This window comes from Komagataeibacter ossonobensis (assembly GCF_057359305.1).
Genome location: NZ_JBXAYQ010000007.1, coordinates 1 through 23,349 on the forward strand (window position 1 = coordinate 1; position 23,349 = coordinate 23,349).

Sequence of the window (23,349 nt, forward strand, 5' to 3'; positions counted from 1 at the left end):
AAGTGGCACAGTATCGTGTTTGTGCGATACGGATCACGGTTCAATAAAAACGACGGGGCACCCGGTGGCGGGATGCCCCGCAGGAGAGGAAGCAGCGCATGTCCACCCAGAACACGGACCCACGGGCAGAACTGAAGCGCAAGGCGGCGATCGAGGCCGCGGACATGGTCAGGGAAGGCATGGTGGTCGGCCTTGGTTCAGGCAGCACATCGGCCTTCATGATCGAGGAACTTGGCCGCCGCTGGGCGGAGGGGCTGCGATTCTGTGCCATTCCCACGTCCGAACGCTCGGCCGAGCAGGCGCGCTCGCACGGGATCAAACTGGTGACATTCGCCACCCACCCGCAGATCGACATCGATATTGATGGCGCGGATGAGGTCGAACGCGGCTCGCTCAATCTGATCAAGGGGCTTGGGGGCGCGCTGTTCCGTGAAAAGATCGTGGCCGCCGCATCGCGCAAATTCGTGGTCGTGGTGGATGACAGCAAGCTGGTGGATCGTCTGGGCGCGCGTGTGCCCGTCCCGGTGGAAGTCGCGACCTTTGGCTGGACCTCGACCGCCCGGCAGCTTGAGGCGCTGGGCGCGCGTATCACCCAGCGCATGGACCGCAGCGGCAACGTGTTCGTAACCGACGGGGGCAACATGATCCTTGACTGTCATTTTGGCGCAATCGCCGATTCCGCGCGGTTGCAGGCGCAACTGGCGCAGGTGGTCGGCGTGATCGAGACCGGTCTGTTCATCGGCCGTACATCCGAAGTAATCGTGGCGACCGCCACGGGGCTGCAGAAGCTGGTTGCGGCATGACCGGGCGGGAACTGCAGGACCAGGGCATACGGCCGCAGGTCCTGGTCATCATGGGGGTGTCGGGCTGTGGCAAGACCACGCTGGCGGAAGGGCTGCACAACCTGCTGGGCTGGCCCTATCAGGAAGGTGACATGCTGCACCCGCGCGCCAATGTGGAAAAAATGGCGGCGGGCATTCCCCTGACCGATGCGGACCGCCTGCCATGGCTGCAGGCCTGCCATAAATGGCTGCTTGGCCGCGTGGCGTCAGGGCAGGGGGGGATCCTGACCTGCTCCGCGCTCAAGCGGTCATACCGCGACCTGCTGCGTGCCGACGGGGCGGCGGATATCGTGTTCGTCTATCTGGAAATCCCCGAGGACGTGCTGGCCGAACGCCTGCAGCGCAGGCGCGGGCATTACATGCCGCCCAGCCTGCTGCCCAGCCAGCTTGCCACGCTCAAGCCGCCGGGGGCGGATGAACACCCGGTGGTCGTGCATCTGGAAGAAACGCCTGCCGACCTGATTGCCGAGACCATCGGCCTGCTGCGGCAGCGTTTTCCCGAACACACCCCCGAAAGGGGATAGATGACTGACATGCCTGCGGTCCTGTTTGTCTGCATGGGCAATATCTGCCGCTCCCCTTTGGCGGAGGCTGCATTCCGCGTGGCTGCCGACCGGGCGGGACTGTCGGTTGCGGTCGATTCGGCGGGTACGGGCGACTGGCATGCGGGCGCACCGCCTGACCGTCGGGCCTGTGCTGTTGCCCGTCGGCATGGCATCGACATTACCCGTTATCGTGCGCGCATGGTGACGGCGGCGGATTTTGACCGTTTCACCCACATCATCGCACTGGATCATGCCAACCTTGCGCATCTGATGGCCATGAAACCGGCGGGTAGCCGGGCGCAGGTCTCACTGCTGCTGGACCATGTGCCCGGGCGCAGGGGCCATGCCGTGGCCGACCCGTATTATGGGGACGCCAGCGGGTTCGACACTACATGGCGCGACGTCACGGCGGGTGCCGCGGCACTGGTGGAAAAACTGCGGCGCGACAGTCCATGACGCGCCTTGCCCGGCATGGGGCCGCCCTGCTGGGGGCGGGGTTGTGGAACTGGCACCCGCTGCCCGGTGGCGACGTGGTGCAGGTGCTACTGGTCTATCTTAGTGACGGGCGCCGGGTCGTGGTCAAGCATGGTCCCGACCCGGTGGCCGAAGCCGCCATGCTGCGCACCCTTGGTCAGACGGGCGCACCTGTGCCCGATGTGCTGGCGGTGGATGAAGACGCCCTGGTGCTGCAGTACCTGCCTGCCGATGGCCGCCTGTCCCGATGCTGGGATGATCTGGCGCGTGTGCTGTCCCTTGCACACACGGGGCGGCCCGATGGGGACGGTATCCGTTATGGCTGGTCCGGGGATTATGCCTTTGGCGCCGTAAGGGTATGCAATGACTGGACGGAGACATGGCCGGATTTCTGGGCGCGGCACCGTATCGGCGTGCATCTGGCGCATGTGCCCGTCGACCTTGCCCGCCAGCTTGAAACCCTGATGCGCCGCCTGCCTGACCTGCTGCCCGCGACGCCCACGCCCTGCCTGCTGCATGGTGACCTGTGGGGTGGGAACGTGCTGGTGGCGGACCGGCATGTAACGGGACTGATTGATCCGTGCTGCTATTATGGCCATGCCGAGGTGGATCTTGCCACGCCGGGCGTGTTCAGCCAGCCGCCTGCGGGATTTTATACCCGTCATGGTGGGCTGGAGCGCGGGCATGGGGTCCGTTTTGCCATTTACCGCCTGTGGACCGCACTGGTCCATCTGCGGTTGTTTGGCGCAACCTACTGGCCCATGGTGGCGCAGTACCTGAATGATGCCGGGGTGTAGGGCATTGCTTTAAAAGAGAAAGTTCTTGGCGAAGCTTTTTTCAGAAAGCTTCAGGAAACGCCGCCTTTTTGAAAAAAGGCGGCACCCAAAAACTTTTATCATTTACCCATCAGGCAGAACGGTAGCGCGCCAGCCAGTGGGCATAGGGTGCGGGCAGGACCCATGCCGCATCCGCGCGTCCCAGCGCCCGTGCCGCCGCATACGGCCAGTGCGGGTTTTCAAGGAAGGGGCGGCCGATCATCGCAAGGTCGATCTTTTCCTCACGCACCAGCCCGTCAATGACGGGAGCGGTGCCCAGATACCAGCTTGTGGCGACCGGCAGGCCGGTTTCGCGTCGCACGCGCTGCGCGACCGGGGCCATGAAGGCCGGGCCCCACGGAATTTTTGCCGCAGGCGTGGAAAAACCGATGCTGACATCAAGGAAGTCCAGACCCGATTCGCGAAAGACCTTCGCGACCGCAATGGCATCCTGCAGCGTCTGTTCGTCCTGACCGTCAAATTCGATCATGCCAAGGCGGGCGCTGAGCGGCCGGTCCTCGGGCCAGACGGTCCGCACGTCGCGCAGGGTTTCCACAAGAAAGCGGGCACGGTTTTCAAGGCTGCCGCCATAATTGTCATCACGCTGGTTGGAATGGGGGGAAAGAAAACTCTGCCCCAGATAGCCATGGGCAAAATGCAGCATGAGCCAGCCAAACCCGACATCACGCGCCCGAACCGCCGCCGCCACGAAATCCTGACGCACGCGGGTGATGTCCGCCAGGGTCATGGCGCGCGGCACCCTGGGCAGGTTGGCGCCAAAGGCAATGGCGGACGGGGCGATGGTATCCCACCCACGCGGGTCATCGGTGGCGATGTGGTCGTCGCCTTCCCACGGGCGGTTGGCGCTGGCCTTGCGGCCCGCATGGGCGATCTGGATGCCGGGCACGGCCCCTGCGTCGCGTATTGCGTGCACCAGCGGGCGGAAGGCTTCGGCCTGCGCGTCATTCCACAGCCCAAGGCAGCCCGGCGTGATGCGCCCTTCGGGTGAGACGGCGGTGGCTTCCACCACCACCAGCCCGCTGCCACCACGGGCCAGGGTGGGGTAATGCACAGTGTGCCAGTCGTTCACCATGCCATCGCGCGCCATGTACTGGCACATGGGGGATACGGCGATACGGTTGCGCAGGGTCTCGCTCTTCAGTGCATAGGGGGTAAAGAGATCGGTCATGGCCGTTGGGCTCCGTCATGCGGGAATCTGGCTACAGACTGAGCATATGGACGGCATGACGCAACACATGCAGGCATGCTGAAACGGTAGGACAGGTTTCAGCCAGACCCATCCGTGCAACAGATTTCAAAAGGGGAAATGCACCGTAAAGTGGCGCGAGTGACGGGGCTCGAACCCGCGACCTCCGGCGTGACAGGCCGGCGCTCTAACCAACTGAGCTACACCCGCATCCGTTACCGCCCCGTGGGGCTGCAACCGTTCGGTGAAAGGGCAAATAACAGGCTGGCCCGATCATGGCAACAGGGCAGGCAAAAAAAAACGCCATGACCGTCACGTTCATGGCGTTTTGTCTGTAATCGGGACCGGATCAGGCGGGAATTTCCACACCATCCAGCGTTACGGCCACGCCATGTACGACTGCGGCGACCCGGACGGCGGCCTGGATCTGCTCGGTCGTGACGCCGGCTTCACGCAGCTGGCGTTCGTGGCTTTCCATGCACAGGCCACAGCCATTGATGGCGGATACCGCCATGGCCCACAGTTCGAAATCCGCCTTGTCCACGCCGGGATTGGCAATGACGTTCATGCGCAGGCGGGCGGGCATCTTCTCGTAATCGCCGCCAACCAGATGCACGAAACGGTAATAGACATTGTTCATGCCCATGATGGCGGCAGCCGAACGGGCGGCCTGCAGGGCCTCGGGCGTCATCTTGGGGCCATATTCCGCCACCAGGGCGTGCGTTACCGCCGGATTGCGCGACGCGATGGCGGACGCGATGAACGTGCCGCCCAGCTGCTGCGGCGTCAGCACGAAGTCATTGGCAAGGGCACCAAGGTTCAGCTTCAGGTCCTTGGCGTAATCGGGAAGGGCGGCCTTGAGGGAGTCGATGGACATGGGCGTGTTCCGTGTATTGCCGGTCGTGTGATGGTGGCGCGCCACCTGTCCCGACCCCTGCGGGTGGGGCAGGGATCGGGACAGGCGGCGTGGCCGCCCCGCGCGGGGCGCGGGGACGGCCGGTCGTGTGGCGATCAGGCCTTGATGAAGGCGTCGCCCTTTTTCCAGTTGCACGGGCACAGCTCGTCGCTCTGCAGGCCGTCAAGGATACGCAGGACTTCCTGCGGGTTGCGGCCAACCGACAGGTCATTGACGCTGACGTGGCGGATGATGCCCTGCGGGTCCACGATAAAGGTGGCGCGCAGCGCGGCCCCGGCCTGCTCGGCCATCACGCCACAGCTTTCGATCAGCTCGCGCTTGATGTCGGACAGCATGGGGATTTCAAGGTTCTTCAGTTCGGCATGGTTCAGGCGCCAGTTCAGGTGCACGAATGCGCTGTCGATCGACACGCCGTAAACCACCGCGTCACGGTCCTTGAATTCACCGGCCAGCTTGCCGAACGCCACGATTTCGGTCGGGCAGACAAAGGTGAAGTCCAGCGGCCAGAAGAAGACGACCTTCCACTTGCCCTTGTTGGATTCGTCCGTGATCTGGACGAAATCGCCCTTCAGGCCTTCGGGGCCACCGGGAACGGCGCTCAGGTTGAAGGTGGGAAACTTGTCACCGACTGTCAGCATCTAGGGTGATCTCCTGTTGGGGTTGTATATGGCCGGGACGGGCGCGCCGCCCCGCGGGCTGTATCTATGCCGGGAGTGATGCTATCACGCTATTGAATAATTTACATATGCATGATCGGAGTTATCGATGCTTCCGATGCCCTCCGCACAGCAGCTGCGTTATCTCGTCACCCTTGCCGAACTGCGTCATTTCGGCCGGGCGGCCAGGGTCTGCGCGGTGACACAGTCCACGCTGTCCGCCGGGATACTGGCCCTGGAACGCCAGATGGATGTCAGGCTGCTTGATCGTGACGTGGGCAAGAAGGTCGTGTTCACGCCGCTGGGGGACAAGGTGGTCGTGCGCGCCCGCGCCGCGCTGGAGGCATTGCAGGGCGTGCTGGACGTGGCCGTGGCTTCGCGTGAGCCGATGAGCGGCCTGCTGCGCCTGGGCGTTATTCCCACCATCGGCCCGTTTGTCATGCCCGCGCTGGTGCGCAGGCTGCCCGGCGCCTATCCGCAGCTGCGCCTGTCGCTGAACGAGGACGTGACCCATAACGTGATGGAAAAGCTGTCGGCAGGCAGGCTGGACCTCGTGCTGCTGGCCATGCCGTGCGACTGCGCGGATAGCGAGACGCTGCCCCTGTGGCGTGATCCCTTCATGGTGGTCATGCCGCGCGACCATGCGCTGGCGCACCTGCCCGACGTGCCGGTGCGCAGCATCGTGCGTGAGCGGATGATCCTGCTGGAGGACGGGCACTGCCTGCGTGACCAGGCACTGGCCATGTGCCGCCAGGTGCGGGGCTGGACCCAGCCGGAGGACGAGGCGGAATGTACCGTCAGTTCGCTCTACACCATGGTGGAAATGGTCGCGGCGGGCATGGGTCTTGCGCTGCTGCCCCGGCTTGCGGTCGAATCCCCGCTGATGGCGGGACAGGACGTGGTGGTCCGCCCGGTTACCGGCGCACAGGCATGGCGCACCATCGGGCTGGCGTGGCGGCCGCGTTCGCCCCGCACTGCCGATTTCCAGACCATTGCCCCGTTTTTCGTGCCGGATTCGATCACAGATACGATTTTACGCCTGTAAATGGCCCCAGAATCCGGCCCACCGGTTGACTCTTGGCGCAGGCAGGGGTATTCGGGCGCCTCTTTGGCGGTATTCCGCCGCTAGTCGAGGGTCGGATCATGAAAATCAGAAACAGCCTGAAGTCGGCCAAGGTTCGGGACAAGGACTGCCGTGTGGTCCGTCGCCGTGGCAAGGTCTATGTCATCAACAAGAAGAACCCCCGCATGAAGGCCCGTCAGGGCTGATTGCCGGACGGCCTTGACCGTCAGGTTCATCTTTGAACAGCCGCGAAGCTGCGTAGGCAGGTTTTTGGAAACCTGCTTCCGCGGCTTTTCGTGCGTACCCATGGTGATGGCAGCAGGTCTGATGGGCAGCGGCCCGCAGGCCCATGCCGCCCTGCCGTCGCACGGGGTTGACCAGCATGCCGGCCCGGCCGCCGTAAATGGTCATGCCCCCGCCACGGGGAAGGCGGAAGCCGAGCCATCGCTGGATGATCTGGAAACCGAACTGGCCCATGCATCAAACGTCCACGGGGCGCGTGACCTGCTGACCCGGATCGAGCAGATACGCCAGAAGGATCTTGCCCCCACCACCAATCTGCTGCTCAGGCGCGCGCAGGATGATCTTGATGCCCAGCGCCCGCTGGATGCGGTGCAGGACATGGACGATGCCCTGCTTCTGCAGCCGGATGTCGAGGTACTGTGGCGTAACCGTGCGCAGGCCCGCCTGGCGGCGGCCAATCCCGATGGGGCGGTGGCCGACCTTGGCGTGGCGTTACACCATGACGGGCGCGACGTGACCGCGTGGAAGATCCTTGAGGACACCGAGGAGCAGCGTGGCGACTGGCAGGCGGCATGGAAGGCATGGCAGCACGTGGTGCAGCTTGATCCCACCATTCCCGATGCAGGCCATGAAACAGAGCGCCTGCGCCTGAAGGCCTTCGGGCAACCCACCTGATCAGAAGAAGTGTTTGGTGAAGCTTTTTTCAAAAAGCTTCAGGAAACGGCGTGTTAAAAAAACGCGATACCCGGAAACAGCCATTACCTTCTGTCACGCGGCGCCATCGCGACCGTAATGGTCGCGCGCGTTTCCTGATACGATAACGCAGCAACAGACCGCCTGGGGCGGCCTGTTGCCATGTTTCGCCCATGGTGGATCAGCGATCCGTCAGGCGGAATTCGATGCGCCGGTTGTGGGCAAGGGCCTCGGCTGTCGTGCCGTGGTCCAGCGGCTGGTAATCGGAAAAGCCGGTCGCGGCCAGATGGTGTGGGTCGATCCCTTCGGCAATCAGCAGCTTGACCACCGTAATGGCGCGGGCGGATGACAGTTCCCAGTTGCTGGGGAAGGCGGTGTGGATCGGCTGGCGGTCGGCATGGCCATCCACGCGCAGGATCCACGGAACGTCGGGCGGGATCTGGGCTGCGACCTCACGCAGGGTCTTGGCCAGCACCTTGATTTCCTCCACCCCTTCGGATGACAGGTCGGCGCTGCCAACGGGGAACAGCACCTCGCTCTGGAACACGAAGCGGTCGCCGACAATCTGCACACCCTTGTGGTGCTGCATCACGCTGCGCAGGCGACCGAAGAATTCGGAACGGTACTGCTGCAGCTGCTCGACCTTTTTCGCCAGCGCCACGTTCAGCTGCATGCCCAGGTTGCTGATTTTCTGGTCGCGGTCATGCACTTCGTTTTCGGTCACTTCCAGCGCGGCACCAATGGCGGCCAGCTGCGCGCGCAGCTGCGCCACCTGGTCATCCAGTGCCGTGGCGTGGGCCTGCGCGCTGTCGCGCTCACTGGTCTGCTGGTTAAGCTGTGCGGTCAGTGATGTCGCGGTAGCCACATCGGCATCATGCGCTTTGTGCAGGCTGGCGACCTCGCCCTGCAGGGATGTCGTATGGCTTTTTTCAAGCGAGAGCATCTGCCCCAGCTTCGCCACTTCGCGCTCAAGCTGGTCAAGGGCCTGCTGGCGCTTGTTCAGTGTTACGGACAGGAAGGCCTGCCCCAGCACGAAAACAAGCAGCACGAATATGATGACCATCAGCAGCGTTGACAGCGCGTCAACATAGCCGGGCCATGCATTCAGTTCGGAACGGATCGAGCGACGGGAACGGCGCGCCATGGGATGAACCTCAGCCTTGGGATACGGTCAGGAAGCGGAGTGGTTCGTTCCCGGGGCGCTTGCGGCGATGGTGCGTGCAAGCAGGCGCAGGTCGTTGCGGATGTCGGTTGCGATCTGCTCCCGTCCCGCCGCGGATTCCTGCACCAGACGGGCCAGCAGGGATTCGATGCCCTGCAGGTGTTCTTCGCCCCGGCTGTCCGCCAGTTGCGCCAGACGGTCGTTCAGCGCGGTCAGCAGACGCTGTTCCTGTGCGCGGGTTTCCTCGCTGCGGGCCAGAAGGATCTGGAGTTTTTCCATGTTCTCGGCCGTGTGTTCCAAAAGCGCCTGCACATAGGCCGGGATGCTGGCGTCATTGCCGCCAACCTGCAGCCCGCCTGCCGAAAGGCGGGTGATGGTGGCCAGCCATTCTTCCAGTTCGTTAAAGAAGCGTGTCTGCGCCTGTCCCGCCGTAAGATCCAGGAAGCCAAGCACCAGCGCGCCCGCCAGCCCGAACATGGACCCCGAAAACGCGGTGCCCATGCCATGCAGGGGGCCGGCCAGCCCGGACTTGAGCTGGTCGAACATGACGGTGGTATCCCCGCTGCCAACCGACATGTTGCCGATCACGTCGGCAATGGAGCCAACCGTCAGCAGCAGGCCATAGAACGTGCCCAGCAGGCCAAGGAAGATCAGCAGACCCGTCAGGTAGCGTGACAGTTCACGCCCCTCGTCCAGACGCGCCGACAGGCTGTCCAGCAGGGACTGCATGACCGGGGCGGACAGGGTCAGCCTGCGGCCCTTGTCATGGGTGGCCAGCATGGAGGCCATGGGCGCCAGCAGGCGCGGCGGCGGCGGCGTGGTCAGGCCCTCACGCGGGTGGCGCAGGATGTTGACCCAGCGGACTTCGGGGATCAGCCGCAGGATCATGGAAATGTTCCACCCGATGCCTAGCAGCAGGATGCCGATGATCAGGCCATCAAGGTAGGGATTGTTGCAGAACGCCTGATACAGGGTGGAGGAAAGCAGGGCTGTGACAACCCCGACCGCCAGAAGGAACAGCAGAACCCGGACAAGATAGGTCGTCGGTCGTGTCACGCAATGGTTTCCTTAACGTGAAGGTGAGCCTGTAGCATTCGAGGCCACCACACCCGAACGGGTGACGTCAATACAATCTGTTCCGGCTCCGTGCGCATTTTCATCCGGCAGCCCCACCGCGCGGACATAGATGCGCGTGGGCGCGATACCGGCATGCAGCAGCACCGAACGCGCCGCAAGCCCGCGCGACAGCGCAATACGGCGGGGTGTGGACGGATCATCGGCGCGGCCTTCGCCATATGCCGCAATGCTGATGTGCTGGTCAGGCAGTTTCTGCATGACTGTGGCAAATGTTTGCAGCGCCGCAATCATGCGGGAATTCATCTCCGCTGACTGCGGGGTGAAGTGCAGGCGCGTGCCACCGGTAATCCGTTCCGCCCGGCCCCGTGCCTGCGGGTCGGCCTTGACTTCGGGGGGCATGGGAAAGGGATGCAGCGGCACGTGCAGTTCCGGCGGGCGCAGCACGGGGTTATCGGGTGGCCGGGTCGCAACCGGCGGCAGGGAGGCGATGGCGGCAGGCGACGCAATGGCCGTGGCGGGGGCGTGGCTGCCAGGAATGTCCCCGGCGGCATGGTCGCCGGTGCTGCTGGCGGCCGGGGTGCCGCCCGCCGTGCTGGTCGTGGTGCCGGTGGGGGAAGCGGACATGCTGCCGCCATCGGGCAGCATGGCGGGGCGTCGTGGCGCGCCCAGCGCGTCCAGCGCGTTCCTGCTGGTCGTAACCTGCGCATGGGCACCCGCAATGGGGGCGGACAGCCCGATGGCCGTGGCACCCAGCACGATCAGCCCACGCAGGGACCGGCGGTGGAAAGGGGGGAATATGTATCGCATCGTGCCCGGCAGGCTACCGGGCGACGGGCGGGGGCGCAATCGGCAAACGAGCCGCACCCGCGCCCGCGCGGCATCAGGCGATGCTGCTGGCCACCAGTTCGCGCAGCGGCCCATGCAGTTGCGGGTTGCCCGCCACCGCGTCGATGGACGCGCCAAGGTCATTGAGGTCAACGCCCTCGGGATCGGTGGCATAGCCACCGGCCTCACGCACCAGCAGGATGCCGGCCGCGCAGTCCCATGGCTTGATGCCCATTTCCCAGTAGCCGTCATACCGCCCCGCCGCGACCCAGGCGAGGTCGAGTGCCGCAGCACCGAATCGGCGGATACCGGCAACCTGCGGCATGAGCGCGCCCAGCGTGCGGGCAAATGACAGGCGGTTGCGGGCCGAAACCTTGGCAAACGGGATACCGGTCGCGAACAGGGCCTCATTCATCGACCGACGCGCGGAGACGCGCAGGCGGCGGTCATTGAGGAACGCGCCCACGCCCTTTTCCGCCCAGAACATCTCATTGGCGGCGGGGTTGTAGACAAGGCCCGCCACGATCTCGATCGTGCCATCGGGCAGGCGGCGCTGCAGGCCGATGGAAATGGCCCAGTGCGGGATGCCATGCAGGAAGTTGGTCGTGCCATCCAGCGGATCGACGATCCAGCGCCACGTCCATCCCTCGTTCCCCGAGGCACCGCTTTCCTCCATCAGGAAGGCATAGCCGGGGCGGGCGCGCGCCAGTTCCTCGCGGATGGCGGTTTCGGCCCGCAGGTCGGCCTGCGACACGAAATCGCCAGGGCCCTTGATGCTGACCTGAAGCTGCTCGACTTCGTTGAAGTCACGCAGAAGACGGCGTGCGGCCTTCTGGGCAGCGTTCTGCATCACCGTCATATGGGGAGAGAGTCGCATTGCCACGGTGATCGGTCCTGTCTGGTTCGTGCGGTGGAACGGAGTGTTGAGGCGTTGAAAAACCGGCCCGCGCGGGGTGTGAAGACCCCGGCACGGATGGGTGGATGGTCAGGACTTGGCGCGCTCGACGTAGGTGCTGTCCTCGGTGCGGACCACGATGCGTTCACCCGCTTCGATGAAGGGCGGCACCATGGTCTTGACGCCGTTGGACAGGCGCGCGGGCTTGTAGGACGAGCTTGCGGTCTGGCCCTTCACCACGGGATCGGCCTCGACCACTTCCAGCGTGACCTGCGCGGGCAGGACGGCGCCAACCGGGTCGCCTTCCACCAGGTTCAGCACCAGCGTCATGTTGTCCTGCAGGAACGGCGCCTGGTCACCCAGAAGATCCAGCGGCAGGATCAGCTGTTCGAACGTCTCGGGGTCCATCAGCACGATGTTGTCGCCGTCCATGTAGGAGTAGGTGTATTCCTTCTCCTCGGTCATCAGGCGTTCAACGGTGTCGGCAGTGCGCCAGCGTTCGTTGGTCTTGTTACCGGTCTTGAGGTCGCGCATTTCCACCTGGATGAATGCACCGCCCTTGCCCGGCGTGATGATCTGCTGCTTCAGGACCGTCCAGCGACGGCCGTCGTGCTCAATAACCTGTCCGGCGCGGATCAGGTTTGCCTGCTGCTTCATGGTGGTCCCTGTATGGTTGTGGGAAGTATGGCGGTTCGGCTTCTAGCGCCCCACGCGCGGAAGGGCAAGGTTGCGGGCTGTCTTTTCGCCCGCGTTTTACCCGCGTTCGCGTGCCAGGCGGTGGATTGTGCCATCGGGCGCTTCCACGCGCAGGTATCCGTCCGGCCCTTCGTGCAGGTAGTCGGGCGCGATCGGCACCTTGCCATGGCCACCGGGAATATCCAGCACATAGGTCGGCCAGGCGATGCCCGTCACCCGCCCGCGCAGGCTGGCCAGCAGGCGCTGTCCTTCGCGTATGGGCACATGGAAGCGTGCGGTGCCGGGGGCGGGGTCAAGCTGATGCAGGTAATAGGGGCGGATGCGCGCGGCCACCTGCGCGCGCAGCAGGGCCTCAAGCGCTTCGGGCGTGTCGTTGACGCCGCGCAGCAGCACGGACTGCCCCAGTACCGGAATCGCGCGCGCCTGTACGCGGCGGATGGCGGCGCGGGCGGCGGAGGTCAGTTCACGGGCATGGTTGATATGCGCCACCAGCCACATGGAACGCGTGGTTTCCAGCGCATCCGCCATTTCATCATTCAGGCGTTCAGGGTCGGCCACCGGCACGCGGGAATGGATACGGATGGTATGGATATGGTCCATTCCCTCCAGCGCCGTCATGATCGTGCGCATGCGGCGTGGCGACAGCATCAGCGGATCGCCCCCGGTCATCACGACTTCATGAATGTCGGTATGTGCGCGCAGCCAGTCCAGTGCGCGGTTCAGCGCCGCATCATCCAGCACGCCGCCGCCGGGGCCGACATGTTCGCGGCGGAAACAGAAGCGGCAGTAAAGCGGGCAGACCAGCAGCGGCTTGAGCAGCGCACGATCGGCATAGCGGTGTACGATGCCCGGTACGGGGGAAAGCGCGTCATCCCCGATCGGGTCCGGGTCTTCCGTCGGGTCCGTCTTGCATTCCGCCGCATCGGGAATGACCTGCCGGCCGATCGGGTCATCGGGACTTTCGATCAGGCTGGCAAAGGCGGGGGGAATGGCGGTGGCGTAATGCCGGGCCACCTGATCCAGCGCCGGGACCTGCGCCGGGGTAATCAGGTCTGCCGCAAGCAGGTCGGTTACATTGCGTAGCGTGCGCGTGGCCGGGGACGCCGTGCGGGGATGCTGAAATTCCGGTTTTTTTGAATCGATGACATTCACGATGCGGCGTTGATTTCCTGCTGTGGGGATGAATAATGGCGCTGTGTGGCCATTTATACCATCTGTGGAACATCGCAATGCGCTCAGGGCACGAACGGTTTCTGGCAATCGGGCATGTCCTGTCCGAAGCGGGGATCGGATCAATGGGAAACGTGGAACACCCGGACCCGGAAGGTCATCCCGTCACGACGCATATGTGCGACGGCATCGTCATTACTTGCAATGGGGCCAATGATACATTTGATGTATGCCGTGACAATAAAAAAGTGAATCTTCAGGCCCTCGCAAAGGCCATCGGCAATCTGGATGATTCCAATGTCAGGGTTGTCGATCAGGCGGTAACGGTGTTTGCCTGAGGCATGAATGCTTCCCCGCCACGCCCCGATCCTGCCCGCATTGCCGACCGCCTGCCGTTCCTGCTGCGCCGTAGCCTTGTGCTGCGTGGGGTCCGGGCGTTTTTTGATGCGCGTGGCTACATGGAAGTCGAGACCCCCTATGCCGTGCCGACTCCGGGTGAGGAAGTCCACCTGAAGGTCTTCGCCACCGAACGTGCAGGCGCGGATGGCAGCCGCCAGAAACTGTGGCTGCACACCAGCCCGGAATTCGCCATGAAACGCATCGTGGCGGCGACCGGCCTGCCGGTTTACCAGCTGGCCCGTGTATGGCGGAATGCGGAAGGCAGCCGGCTGCACGCGCATGAATTCACCATGCTGGAATGGTATCATCCCGGCGCCACGTTTGATGCGCTGATGGATGAGACGGAAACCCTGCTGCGTGCCGTCCTGCCGCCCGTGGTGCGGGTGGGTGGGGATGACATCAGCATTGCCGCCCCCTTTGAACGCCTGCGTGTCGCGGATGCCTTTCGTCGCTATGTCGGCGTGGATATCCTGGCGAATGAAGGGGATGCCGCCGCCCTTGCGCGCGCGGCAGACTGCGACCTGCGGCAGGGTGAGACATGGGAAGACCTGTTCTTTCGCCTGATGATGGCGCGGATCGAGCCGCATATCGGGCGCACGCGCCCCACCTTCCTGACACACTGGCCTGCAAGCCAGGCAGCCCTTGCGCGGCGTGACCCGGCCGATCCACGCGTGGCGCTGCGTTTTGAACTGTATGCGGGCGGGATCGAACTGGCCAATGCGTTCGAGGAACTGACCGACAGCACCGAACAGCGCCAGCGGTTCGAGGCCGATCGTGCCCGCCGCCTGGCGCTTTATCCCGATGAATCCGGGCTGGACTGGCCGATGGATGAAGCTTTTCTGTCCGCCCTCGACACGTTGCCACCATGCGCGGGCATAGCCCTTGGCTTTGATCGTCTGGTGATGCTGGCGGCCGGTACCGGCCGGATCAGTGATGTGCAGTGGATGGGCGAAGGCCAGGGATGACGAAAGAAGTTTTTGGTGACGCTTTTTTCAAAAAGTTGCGCCCGGAAACTTCTGTTGTTTTTTAAGTGGTTTCTGCCGCCGCAATCGCTGCGTTCATGGCGCGTACACCCGCGCCTGCCCCATCGGGATGGGACCATACGGCACTGATCACCGACAGGAAGTCGGCCCCCGCGCGCACCAGCGTGCCGCAGTTTTCAGGCGTGATGCCACCAATGGCCACGACCGGGAGTTCGATCATGCTGCTCCACCACGTCAGCAGGGCGGGATCGGCGCGGATTTCGGTTTCCTTGGACGGGGAGGGGAAAAACGCACCAAACGCCACGTAATCAGCCCCCGCTTCCCCCGCGCGCAGGGCCATGTCGCGGCTGTCGTAGCATGATACGCCCAGTTGCAGTTCGTCTCCCAGCATGCGGCGCGCCGTGGCCACATCCGTATCGTCCATGCCCACATGCGCCCCGTCGCATCCGCAGGCGATGGCAAGGTCGGGCCGGTCGTTCATGATGAAGGCCACGTCCCGCGCATGGGCAACGGGCTGCAATACGTCCACCGCGCGGCGGATCGTGTCGTCATCCACGTTTTTAAGGCGCAGCTGCACGGCCGCGACCGGACCTGCGTCCAGCGCTTCGGCCAGGCGGGGGGCGAACGTCGCCGGATCAAGCGATTCGGGGGTGATGAGGTAAAGCTGGCAATCGGTCATGTCGGCCTGATCCTATGCGACCATCGGGGTGGCGAACAGCCCCCGCATGGCATGTGTCCGCAGGCAGGGCAATGGGGCGTATCCCGGCGGATGGCTGTGATTTGCCCGGCATCAGGGTTTCAGTCAGCCTGTTGTGGCGCGGTGCCGTGTCTGATGCCCGTGCCCGGACCGGGATCTCGGTAACCGGGTGGTCGCGGGTGTCATGCCGTGATCAGCCCGTGACGGGCGCATGACCCAAAAGCGCATGCTTCGGCTGCGGGTTGATGGTATCATGCCGCCACAGGCGGGTTGCCCGTCGCGTGCATCCGGTCATCCTGCGGAAAATCTCCGCAGGTACCGCTCCAGCACCGGCCCGGCGTCACGCGGGGGCAGGTCCAGCGATGCGGGGCGCCGTTCCATCACATGGCCGCCCGTAACCTGCGCCAGGGACACAAGGGCACGGTGCTGTGCCACGGACACATGCGCAATGACGCCATATACGCCCGCGCGCAGGGCGCAGGCGGCGTATCCCGCCGCCTGCCCACAATCCAGAAGGGCCGGCAGCGGGCAGTCCGCCACCAGCGCCGTCCACCATGGCACCCCCATGACACATCCCGCGCCGGGAGGGGAAACCATGGTGCAGTTGACGCGTAACGATGCGGCCATGGCCATGACCCGCGTCAGGTCATGCATGCAGGAAACGGTGATGCAGGGGGCGGCATGCATAGAATGGTCATGTTTGTCGATCATGCTTGACGTTGAAACCACACCGGGCGATCAGTTCAAGGGGAGGAACGAGGGAAAGAATGAACGTGTCTGATATTATCATGCCACCGGGGCAGGAAGTCGCCCCTTCCCCCTCGGATGCCGGACGGGACCCGGCGGATCGTCTTGAACTGGCCCTGAACCGTATTGCCTTCGCCCTTGACCGGCGCACGGAACTGGCGTCCATCGCCCGCCCGTCCGGACCGGAGGTGGACGTGCAGGCACTGGCGGCCAATATCGATGTTCTGATTGCCCGTGTGCGTGATGTGCTGGGCGAGGACGAAGCTGACGGCGGGAAGGAATAACGGCCATGAGCCAGGTGACCGTGCGCATCAACGGCTTTTCCTATGCCGTGGGCTGCAAGGAAGGACAGGAAAAGCACCTGCAGGCCATGGCGCAGGAAGTGGAGCGGCGTATCGACCGCATCCGCGAACTGGGTGGGCATAGCGGGGAGGGACGCCTGCTGGCCCTTGCCGCCCTGCTTATGGCCGATGAAATCCATGACCTGACGGCGGAAAAGGTGTCCTCTGACACCGCCCATCAGCTGGCGCAGGGGCGTCAGGCGCGGATTGAAAACGAACGCCGGCGCGACCAGCTGGCGCATCTGGTTGAACGTGCGGAAAGCATTGCAGCCGCGATGGAAGAAGACTAGATTGCAGGGGCGGGGCTGCCAGGTGCGTCAGGCATGATTCAACCCCTGGGCCGATAAGCACTTCCTAGGGAGCTGGCACTGTCGTGACCGTGGTCACGTTACCTGGCGCCCACCTGCGTCAGCAGGTCCGGGAGGGCTGATCCGACCAACGGCCATGGCGGCTCCGTATATGTTTTCATGACCTCTCTCGATCCCGAATCGTGGCCTGTCGTGCGGGCCAAGCAGGCCCTGCGCCACCAGATGACGCGCCACCGGCAGGCTTTCACAACCAGTCCCACCCGTGCCGGTGCGGAAGAAGCCCTGTGCCACCGCATGGTGCGCGGCCTGCGTGGCATGACCGGGGCGGGGGACTGTGTCGCCCTGGTCTGGCCCCTGCCAGGGGAAAGTGACCTGCAGCCGGTCATGCAGGCCCTGCATGCGGACGGGATGTGCATTGTCCTGCCTGAAACCCCGCCGCGCGGCCATCCACTGATCTTTCGCCGCTGGCGGCCCGAATGTCCCATGCTGCCGGGACGTTACGGCACCCTGCACCCCGATGGTCCCTCCATGCAGCCCGATGTGGTGTGTGTGCCGCTGCTGGCGTTTGACCGACGTGGCATGCGGCTGGGATATGGCGGGGGATATTACGACCGCACGCTGGCGCGCCTGCCGCGTGCGCGAACGGTTGGTTTTGGCCTGTCCTTTCAGGAAGTGACATGCATTCCGACCGGCCTGTATGATGTGGCATTGCCCGCGATCGTGACCGAACGTGAATGGATCCGGTGTCGTGGCGACGGGCGTACACGGTAACAAAGGCTGTTTTCTTGAGAATTCTGTTTCTGGGTGACATTGTCGGGCGCGTGGGGCGCGAAGCCGTTATTTCACGCCTGCCTACCCTGCGGCGCGACCTGGCACTCGATCTTGTGGTGGTGAACGGGGAAAACGCCAGCCATGGCTTCGGCCTGTCGCCCGCCATCGGGCGTGACCTGATCGAAGCGGGGGCCGATGTCATCACCCTGGGCAACCATAGCTGGGATCGTCGTGACCTGATCGGCCATATCGATAGCGAACCCCGCATCATCCGCCCCGCCAACTACCCCCCTGGCACGCCGGGACAGGGCAGCGTGGTGGTGGAACTGGTCGATGGCCGCAAGGCGCTGGTGGTCAGTGTCATGGGCCGTCAGTTCATGGATGCGATGGATGATCCGTTCCGCTCCGTCACCGATATCCTGTCGCGACACCGGCTGGGTGTGACCATGCACGCCGCCGTGGTGGACGTGCATGCCGAAGCCACGAGCGAGAAATGGGCCATGGGGCATTTCCTTGATGGCCGGGTATCGCTGGTGATCGGTACCCATACCCACACGCCCACGGCGGACCATCGTATCCTGTCCGGCGGTACCGCATTCCAGACCGATGCGGGCATGTGTGGCGATTATGACAGCGTGATCGGCATGGGCAAGGACGCGGCCATCGCCCGCTTCGTGCGCAAGATGCCCGGTGACCGCCTGCAACCCGCCGAAGGGGATGCCAGTATTGCGGGCATGATGGTGGAAACCGATGACGCGACCGGCCTGGCCCGCCGCATGGCCCCGGTCAGGCAGGGTGGCCATCTGGCCCCGACGCTGCCGGATTTCTAAAAGTAAGAAGTTTCTGGATGTCGCCTTTTTTCAAAAAGGCGGCGTTCTTCCGAAGCTTTTTGAAAAAAGCTTCACCAAAAACTTCCTTATGATTTCGAGACTGTTTCAGGGACAGATTTTTTGAATGGTCCTGAAAATTAAAGCAGTTTGCAAAGGCCACTGGCCTTTGCCGGGTCTCAGGGCAGCGCCCTGAGAAAACCTGCCACCCCATATGGCGGTCGGTAACGTGTTCGCAAGACCCGTTTCGCCCCCAGCCAGGTGCGAAAGCAGCCCCATCCCCGCCGTTACCGGAATGCCGGTTCGTCAAACCCGCGCAGCTTGCGTGAATGCAGGCGGTCCACGCCCTGCGCACGCAACTGCTGCATGGTCTCGATTCCTACCACCAGATGCTGGCGCACGCGTTCGCGGTAGAAGGCATTGGCCATGCCGCGCAGCTTCAGTTCCCCATGAAGCGGCTTGTCCGATACGCATAATAACGTGCCGTAGGGCACGCGGAAACGGAACCCGTTGGCCGCGATGGTGGCTGACTCCATATCCACCGCAATGGCGCGGGAGGTGTTGATGCGGGTGAACAGCGCGCCAAGCCGCAGTTCCCAGTTCCGGTTGTCCGTGGTCATGACCGTGCCGGTGCGCAGGCGTGTCTTGACTTCGGCATCATGCAGGCCGGTCACGCGCGCGGTTACGTCCTGCAGCGCCATCTGCACTTCGGCAATGGGGGGAACGGGCACCCATGGCGGCAGGTCGTCATCCAGCACGTGGTCGTCACGCAGGTAGCCATGCGCCAGCACGTAATCCCCCAGCTTCTGGCTGCGGCGCAATCCCGCGCAATGGCCCACCATCAGCCAGCAGTGCGGGCGTAGCACCGCAAGGTGGTCGGTAATGGTCTTGGCATTGGCGGGGCCTACGCCAATATTGATCAGTGTGATGCCGTCGCCGTCGGGGCGGCACAGGTGGTAGGCGGGCATCTGCGGCAGGCTCTGGCCCGCATGGGTGGGTGCATGCGGGGTGTCGCGGGTGTGGATGATCTCCCCCGGTTCGACAAAGGTGGTGTATTCCGATCCCGCATCCACCTGGGCATGCCCGTATTCGCGGAATGCATCCACGTAACGCTGGTAATTGGTCAGCAGGATGAAGCGCTGGAAATGGCGCGGTGCGGTGCCGGTGTAATGGTGCAGCCGCGCCAGTGAATAATCGGTGCGCGCCGCCGTAAACAGCGCCAGCGGCCGGGGTACGCCGGGGCGCGGGATGTAATCGCAGTTGGCGATCGAATCATCAGTGACATGCAGGTCAGGCAGCGCGAAATGCGACTGGATCCATGCCAGGTCGGATTCGGTCAGCGACGTAACCGCTTCCTCCATCACATAGGGTAGCGGGATTGGCTGGTTCGACAGTCCGACCAGGACCGGCGTTCTGTAATGGCGCAGCAGGCTTTCGATCTGTTCGTGCCAGTAATCGGCAAACAGCGCGGGCCGGGTCAGGGTGGTGCCATAGAATCCCGGCTCCAGCACCACGTCAAAGGGCGGACGGGGGCCATCGGGCGGCAGGGCGGCCTGCGGCATGAAGGCCAGGTAGGGATAGACCGCATCCGCAAGGCCCGTCGTATCGCGTGTGGTAAAGGCATGGCGGACCAGTTCGCCCGCATGGTCATACAGTTCGGTAATGCGGGCCACGGCGGCATCCGCCGTATCGAACGGCTGGAAGTCACGTCCGACCTGCTGCAGGAGGGGGGCTGTATCCATGGCGCGTCTCTCCGTCTGCCTGACGCGCCTAGCGGCGGATCAGGATGTAGTTGATGGTCAGGTCAATGGGGAAGGTATCCCCCTGCATGTCCGGTGGCACCGGCGGTAGCTGTGCGTTGCGGAACATGCCCACCGTCGCGGCATCAAGGTAGTACGACCCCGACTGCCCTGTCAGGCGCACCTTGGTGACATGGCCATCGCGGTCCAGTTCCACATGCACCGAAGACGGGCCTTCCTCACCCGCGCGGGCCGCTTCCTCGGGGTAGTACATGTGGCTGCGGATCCAGCGGTCGAGTTCGCTGCCATAATCATCGCTGACCCCCTTGATCTGCGTGTTGGTGGAATAGGGGGCGTTGACCTGGCCATTCTTGACCAGCGGGCCAAGCGACAGGTCGATCGGGCTGCCCGTGCCGCCCGCGCGTCCGCGCTGGCTGCGGCGCGGCAGGGGTGATTGCGACAGCGTCCAGTTACGCGGATGTTCCAGCGCCCTGTAATCCGTGGCGGAGGAATGGTTGTGCGACTGCTGTGCGGGGTGGTGGCCGTGGCCCGAACTCTGCATGGACGGATTGAACGCATCCTGCCGTTCGGACTGCGGTACCGACAGGTCGGATGGCGCGTCACTCAGCGGCGGTGCGGCAGGCACTTCCGGTGTGGGTATGTTGGGCGAGGGGGAGGAATCCTCGTCACTCTGCTGCGGGTTGGGGGTCTTTTCCTGCGCGCTGGGTTCGGGCTGGTCCTGCTGTTGCCGTGGCGCGTTCTGGCCGCCCGCCATGTCAGGCGAGGACTGTCCCTGCATCCCGCTGGAGGTCGGCGGCGAAAAGACCATTTCCACCTGTGGCTCCGACTGCGTGGCATTGGGGGAGCCATGCTGGCTGTGGTGGGCGGATTCAATCAGGATGGTCGCCAGAAGGGCCGCGTGCAGCAGCCCCGATATGGCGATGGCCCGGCCGGGGCCGGGTGTTTCTTCCGTATCGGGGCGGATCAGGCCCGACATGGTGGGGCGCAGCTTGCGATAGCCCGGCGGTGGCGGCACGGCCACGCCCGCCAGCAGGCGCTCGCGGTCGGGTGGCTGGTACTGGTCCCCTGCCGGATCAGGCGGCAGGCTGGCGCCGGGCTGTGTGCGGCGTGGGATCAGTACGGGCTCCACGGCATTGCGCCGCCGGGAGGAGGGACTGAGTGTCACCGTCATGAAAGGCTACGGGTCTCCGCCATGTTGGTCTGTTGCCGGGGCCGCGCACCTGCCTGCCCTGTTATATCGTCAGCATAACCGACGCGGATGGGGGGTCTGTCAAGGACCGGATGTGTAACGGAAGGCGGTTCAGTAACGTTCAGTGAAATTTTCCAGCAGTTCCGCAAATCTTTCGGGGTTTTCGACATGCAGCCAGTGCCCGGCCTGTTCGATCAGTTCCAGCCGGTAGCACGGAAACAGCCGGCGCATGATGGCATAATGCTCGGGGCGGATATAGGGGGAATTCCCCCCCGCCAGGAATAGCGTGGGACCGGGATAGGCATAGCCTTCTGGTATGTAGGGCCAGTTTTCCACATTGGGCAGCGATTCCACGATTTCCCGCAGGCCGATGCTCCAGTCCGGGTTTTCTCCCACCCGGATGTTCTGCAGCATGAGCGCGCGGATATCCGTGTTGGGAATGTAGTGCTGGAGCAGCCTGTCCGCGCCCGCGCGGTTGAGGAACGGCGGAAACGGCACCCGCAGCATCTGTTCGCCCAGCGCGAACTGACCATGCCCGGTGCGTGCGGGCGGGATATCGGCCACCAGCAGGCTGTGCACCATGCCCGGTCGCGTCAGCGCCAGCGTCATCGCGACCTTGCCACCCATGGAATGCCCCACCAGGGTCGCGGGCAGGGCATTGTGGTGGGCCAGCGTTTCCAGCAGGTCGGCGGCCATGGTGTAGTAATCCATAAGCCCGTGCGGGCTGTCGCCATGGTTGCGCAGGTCAATGGCCAGCGTGCGACGGGTGGTGGCAAGCCGGCGCTGGAAGAAGCCAAGGTTGCGCGCCCGCCCGAACAGGCCATGCAGCAGGACAACGGGAGGGCGCCCGGCCGTGTCCGGGGTAATCTGTTCTGGTCCGCGCTCAATGACGTTCAGTAGCACCCGCTGTGTTCCTATCGTCCTGTCGTATCGATGGGCAGGTGCTGCAGGTCCAGCATGATCTTGCCCATATGCGTTCCGTTTTCCATGAGTTTATGGGCATCGGCAACCCGCGCAAAGGGGAAGGTGGCATGGATGATGGGCCGGATGGTCCTCTGCGCCAGCAATGGCCATACCCGTTCTTCCAGTTGCCGGGCGACGGCTGCCTTGTATGCGGCATCACGCGGGCGCAGCGTACTGCCTGTCACCACCAGCCTGCGGGTCATGATGCGCGCCAGGCTGACGCCATCGGCCTTCGCCCCGCCCTGCAGGGCGATGATGACCAGCCGTCCCGCGGTTGCCAGTGACCGCAGGTTGCCATCCAGATACGCGCCCCCGATCATATCAAGGATGACATCCACACCCCGGCCTTCCGTCAGTTCCTTTATGCGCCTGGGAAAATCCTCGGTCCGGTAATTGATGGCGGCGGTGGCGCCAAGCGTGGTGCACAGCGCGCATTTGTCATCCGTGCCCGCCGTGGCATAGACCGTGCCCCCCATGGCGCGCACAAGCTGGATGGTCGTGGTGCCGATGCCGCTGGTCCCCCCATGCACCAGCACGCTTTCACCCGGTTTCAGCCCCGCTGTGATGAACAGGTTGGACCAGACGGTGAAAAAGGTTTCGGGCAGGGCGGCTGCATGGATGGCGTCAAGGCCCGTGGGCCATGGCAGGCACTGGCCCGCGGGCACGGTGCAGTACTGGGCATAGCCCCCGCCATTGACCAGCGCGCATACCCGCGCGCCGATGGCGGGGAAACTGTCGGCGGGTACGTCTGGTCCCGTCGCCACGACTTCCCCCGCGACTTCCAGCCCCAGCAGGGGACTGGCCCCCGGCGGTGGCGGATACAGTCCCTGGCGCTGCATGATGTCGGGCCGGTTGATGCCCGCCGCCATGACGCGGACCAGTACCGTCCCACCGGTGGGACGGGGCACGGGCAGGGTGGAAATGCGTAGGCAATCGGGACCGCCGGGCTGGCTGAAGGTAACGGCCTGCATGGTGTCGGGTATGGCTTGGGTCATGTCTGTCCTCGTGAGGCGTGTACGTGCGGCATGCAGGCCTCAAGGTGTAGGCGATTGGTGGTCAGGACCAGTGTGCAGGGCCGGGAATCG

The 23,349-nt window shown here is 64.2% G+C and carries 28 protein-coding genes, 1 tRNA gene and 1 other RNA gene; 14 read left to right on the forward strand and 16 right to left on the reverse strand.

Annotated features, from left to right (window positions below):
* Positions 1–98: 98 nt before the first annotated feature.
* The 4 genes from rpiA to AC1RQ9_RS06765 are packed head-to-tail and all read left to right on the forward strand — an operon-like array spanning position 99 to position 2,658.
* Positions 99–803, forward strand: a complete 705-nt coding sequence (rpiA, locus tag AC1RQ9_RS06750) for a ribose-5-phosphate isomerase RpiA (RefSeq protein WP_193733350.1) — start codon at positions 99–101, stop codon at positions 801–803.
* Positions 800–1,366 carry a gluconokinase gene (locus tag AC1RQ9_RS06755; protein WP_485986113.1) on the forward strand — a complete coding sequence of 189 codons (567 nt, stop codon included), beginning with the start codon at positions 800–802 and terminating at the stop codon, positions 1,364–1,366. The genes rpiA and AC1RQ9_RS06755 overlap by 4 nt, the downstream gene beginning before the upstream one ends.
* Positions 1,367–1,843 carry a low molecular weight protein-tyrosine-phosphatase gene (locus AC1RQ9_RS06760; protein WP_485986114.1) on the forward strand — a complete coding sequence of 159 codons (477 nt, stop codon included), beginning with the start codon at positions 1,367–1,369 and terminating at the stop codon, positions 1,841–1,843.
* Positions 1,840–2,658, forward strand: coding sequence for a fructosamine kinase family protein (locus AC1RQ9_RS06765; RefSeq protein ID WP_485986116.1), 819 nt, complete (start codon positions 1,840–1,842; stop codon positions 2,656–2,658). Before AC1RQ9_RS06760 ends, AC1RQ9_RS06765 begins: the two co-directional genes overlap by 4 nt.
* Positions 2,659–2,767: 109 nt before the next feature.
* Here AC1RQ9_RS06765 and AC1RQ9_RS06770 read toward each other — a convergent pair whose 3' ends face one another.
* The 4 genes from AC1RQ9_RS06770 to AC1RQ9_RS06785 all read right to left on the reverse strand — a co-directional run bounded on the left by AC1RQ9_RS06770 (position 2,768) and on the right by AC1RQ9_RS06785 (position 5,437).
* On the reverse strand, positions 2,768–3,865 hold the full coding sequence (locus tag AC1RQ9_RS06770) for an NADH:flavin oxidoreductase/NADH oxidase (protein WP_485986118.1): 1,098 nt from the start codon (positions 3,863–3,865) through the stop codon (positions 2,768–2,770).
* Between the two features lie 151 nt (positions 3,866–4,016).
* A tRNA-Asp gene (locus AC1RQ9_RS06775) sits at positions 4,017–4,093 on the reverse strand.
* A gap of 139 nt (positions 4,094–4,232) precedes the next feature.
* Positions 4,233–4,760: an alkylhydroperoxidase, AhpD family gene (ahpD, locus tag AC1RQ9_RS06780; protein ID WP_193733399.1), complete on the reverse strand. Its 528-nt coding sequence runs from the start codon at positions 4,758–4,760 to the stop codon at positions 4,233–4,235.
* Positions 4,761–4,894: 134 nt separating this feature from the next.
* Positions 4,895–5,437 carry a peroxiredoxin gene (locus AC1RQ9_RS06785; protein ID WP_193733355.1) on the reverse strand — a complete coding sequence of 181 codons (543 nt, stop codon included), beginning with the start codon at positions 5,435–5,437 and terminating at the stop codon, positions 4,895–4,897.
* 127 nt (positions 5,438–5,564) lie between these two features.
* On the opposite strand from AC1RQ9_RS06785, the gene AC1RQ9_RS06790 reads away from it, so the two are divergent.
* From AC1RQ9_RS06790 to AC1RQ9_RS06800, 3 genes are all read left to right on the forward strand, one after another.
* Positions 5,565–6,500 carry a hydrogen peroxide-inducible genes activator gene (locus AC1RQ9_RS06790; protein WP_485986121.1) on the forward strand — a complete coding sequence of 312 codons (936 nt, stop codon included), beginning with the start codon at positions 5,565–5,567 and terminating at the stop codon, positions 6,498–6,500.
* Between the two features lie 98 nt (positions 6,501–6,598).
* On the forward strand, positions 6,599–6,724 hold the full coding sequence (ykgO, locus tag AC1RQ9_RS06795; RefSeq protein WP_003617324.1) for a type B 50S ribosomal protein L36: 126 nt from the start codon (positions 6,599–6,601) through the stop codon (positions 6,722–6,724).
* A 100-nt stretch (positions 6,725–6,824) separates the two neighbouring features.
* Positions 6,825–7,436 carry a tetratricopeptide repeat protein gene (locus tag AC1RQ9_RS06800; RefSeq protein ID WP_485986122.1) on the forward strand — a complete coding sequence of 204 codons (612 nt, stop codon included), beginning with the start codon at positions 6,825–6,827 and terminating at the stop codon, positions 7,434–7,436.
* Positions 7,437–7,635: 199 nt separating this feature from the next.
* On the opposite strand, the gene AC1RQ9_RS06805 is transcribed toward AC1RQ9_RS06800, so the two are convergent.
* The 6 genes from AC1RQ9_RS06805 to AC1RQ9_RS06830 all read right to left on the reverse strand — a co-directional run bounded on the left by AC1RQ9_RS06805 (position 7,636) and on the right by AC1RQ9_RS06830 (position 13,252).
* Positions 7,636–8,598, reverse strand: coding sequence for a peptidoglycan -binding protein (locus AC1RQ9_RS06805; protein WP_485986123.1), 963 nt, complete (start codon positions 8,596–8,598; stop codon positions 7,636–7,638).
* A 27-nt stretch (positions 8,599–8,625) separates the two neighbouring features.
* Positions 8,626–9,672 carry a flagellar motor protein MotA gene (locus AC1RQ9_RS06810; protein ID WP_141261830.1) on the reverse strand — a complete coding sequence of 349 codons (1,047 nt, stop codon included), beginning with the start codon at positions 9,670–9,672 and terminating at the stop codon, positions 8,626–8,628.
* A gap of 12 nt (positions 9,673–9,684) precedes the next feature.
* Positions 9,685–10,500 carry an OmpA family protein gene (locus AC1RQ9_RS06815; protein WP_485986125.1) on the reverse strand — a complete coding sequence of 272 codons (816 nt, stop codon included), beginning with the start codon at positions 10,498–10,500 and terminating at the stop codon, positions 9,685–9,687.
* Between the two features lie 73 nt (positions 10,501–10,573).
* A complete protein-coding gene (locus AC1RQ9_RS06820) occupies positions 10,574–11,395 on the reverse strand; it encodes an inositol monophosphatase family protein (protein WP_025439632.1) in 822 nt (273 codons plus the stop codon).
* Positions 11,396–11,503: 108 nt separating this feature from the next.
* Positions 11,504–12,070 carry an elongation factor P gene (gene efp / locus AC1RQ9_RS06825; RefSeq protein WP_193733360.1) on the reverse strand — a complete coding sequence of 189 codons (567 nt, stop codon included), beginning with the start codon at positions 12,068–12,070 and terminating at the stop codon, positions 11,504–11,506.
* A 96-nt stretch (positions 12,071–12,166) separates the two neighbouring features.
* On the reverse strand, positions 12,167–13,252 hold the full coding sequence (locus tag AC1RQ9_RS06830) for a lysine-2,3-aminomutase-like protein (protein ID WP_485986193.1): 1,086 nt from the start codon (positions 13,250–13,252) through the stop codon (positions 12,167–12,169).
* A gap of 86 nt (positions 13,253–13,338) precedes the next feature.
* On the opposite strand from AC1RQ9_RS06830, the gene AC1RQ9_RS06835 reads away from it, so the two are divergent.
* Positions 13,339–13,617, forward strand: a complete 279-nt coding sequence (locus AC1RQ9_RS06835) for a hypothetical protein (RefSeq protein ID WP_485986126.1) — start codon at positions 13,339–13,341, stop codon at positions 13,615–13,617.
* Between the two features lie 3 nt (positions 13,618–13,620).
* Complete coding sequence (gene epmA / locus AC1RQ9_RS06840; RefSeq protein WP_485986127.1) at positions 13,621–14,643, forward strand: EF-P lysine aminoacylase EpmA; 1,023 nt, start codon at positions 13,621–13,623, stop codon at positions 14,641–14,643.
* 61 nt (positions 14,644–14,704) lie between these two features.
* Here epmA and thiE read toward each other — a convergent pair whose 3' ends face one another.
* Both thiE and AC1RQ9_RS06850 read right to left on the reverse strand, forming a co-directional pair.
* Entirely contained in the window at positions 14,705–15,340 is a 636-nt protein-coding gene (gene thiE, locus AC1RQ9_RS06845) for a thiamine phosphate synthase (RefSeq protein ID WP_485986128.1), read from the reverse strand.
* Positions 15,341–15,649: 309 nt separating this feature from the next.
* Positions 15,650–16,045, reverse strand: a complete 396-nt coding sequence (locus tag AC1RQ9_RS06850; RefSeq protein ID WP_485986195.1) for a hypothetical protein — start codon at positions 16,043–16,045, stop codon at positions 15,650–15,652.
* Positions 16,046–16,125: 80 nt separating this feature from the next.
* On the opposite strand from AC1RQ9_RS06850, the gene AC1RQ9_RS06855 reads away from it, so the two are divergent.
* From AC1RQ9_RS06855 to AC1RQ9_RS06875, 5 genes are all read left to right on the forward strand, one after another.
* Positions 16,126–16,389 carry a hypothetical protein gene (locus AC1RQ9_RS06855; RefSeq protein ID WP_193733364.1) on the forward strand — a complete coding sequence of 88 codons (264 nt, stop codon included), beginning with the start codon at positions 16,126–16,128 and terminating at the stop codon, positions 16,387–16,389.
* Positions 16,390–16,394: 5 nt separating this feature from the next.
* Positions 16,395–16,736, forward strand: coding sequence for a cell division protein ZapA (locus tag AC1RQ9_RS06860; protein WP_193733365.1), 342 nt, complete (start codon positions 16,395–16,397; stop codon positions 16,734–16,736).
* Between the two features lie 9 nt (positions 16,737–16,745).
* A non-coding RNA gene (gene ssrS / locus AC1RQ9_RS06865) (6S RNA) lies at positions 16,746–16,904 on the forward strand.
* A 9-nt stretch (positions 16,905–16,913) separates the two neighbouring features.
* Positions 16,914–17,525, forward strand: a complete 612-nt coding sequence (locus tag AC1RQ9_RS06870; RefSeq protein WP_485986131.1) for a 5-formyltetrahydrofolate cyclo-ligase — start codon at positions 16,914–16,916, stop codon at positions 17,523–17,525.
* 14 nt (positions 17,526–17,539) lie between these two features.
* Positions 17,540–18,355, forward strand: coding sequence for a TIGR00282 family metallophosphoesterase (locus AC1RQ9_RS06875; RefSeq protein ID WP_193733367.1), 816 nt, complete (start codon positions 17,540–17,542; stop codon positions 18,353–18,355).
* Between the two features lie 284 nt (positions 18,356–18,639).
* Here AC1RQ9_RS06875 and AC1RQ9_RS06880 read toward each other — a convergent pair whose 3' ends face one another.
* The 4 genes from AC1RQ9_RS06880 to AC1RQ9_RS06895 form a co-directional block, all read right to left on the reverse strand.
* Positions 18,640–20,094: an AMP nucleosidase gene (locus AC1RQ9_RS06880; RefSeq protein ID WP_485986133.1), complete on the reverse strand. Its 1,455-nt coding sequence runs from the start codon at positions 20,092–20,094 to the stop codon at positions 18,640–18,642.
* A gap of 28 nt (positions 20,095–20,122) precedes the next feature.
* Positions 20,123–21,283, reverse strand: coding sequence for an energy transducer TonB (locus tag AC1RQ9_RS06885; protein WP_485986134.1), 1,161 nt, complete (start codon positions 21,281–21,283; stop codon positions 20,123–20,125).
* 129 nt (positions 21,284–21,412) lie between these two features.
* Positions 21,413–22,204 (reverse strand): alpha/beta fold hydrolase, encoded by a 792-nt coding sequence (locus AC1RQ9_RS06890; protein ID WP_485986135.1) that lies wholly within the window; start codon positions 22,202–22,204, stop codon positions 21,413–21,415.
* Between the two features lie 11 nt (positions 22,205–22,215).
* On the reverse strand, positions 22,216–23,259 hold the full coding sequence (locus tag AC1RQ9_RS06895) for an NAD(P)H-quinone oxidoreductase (protein ID WP_485986136.1): 1,044 nt from the start codon (positions 23,257–23,259) through the stop codon (positions 22,216–22,218).
* Positions 23,260–23,349 lie beyond the last annotated feature (90 nt).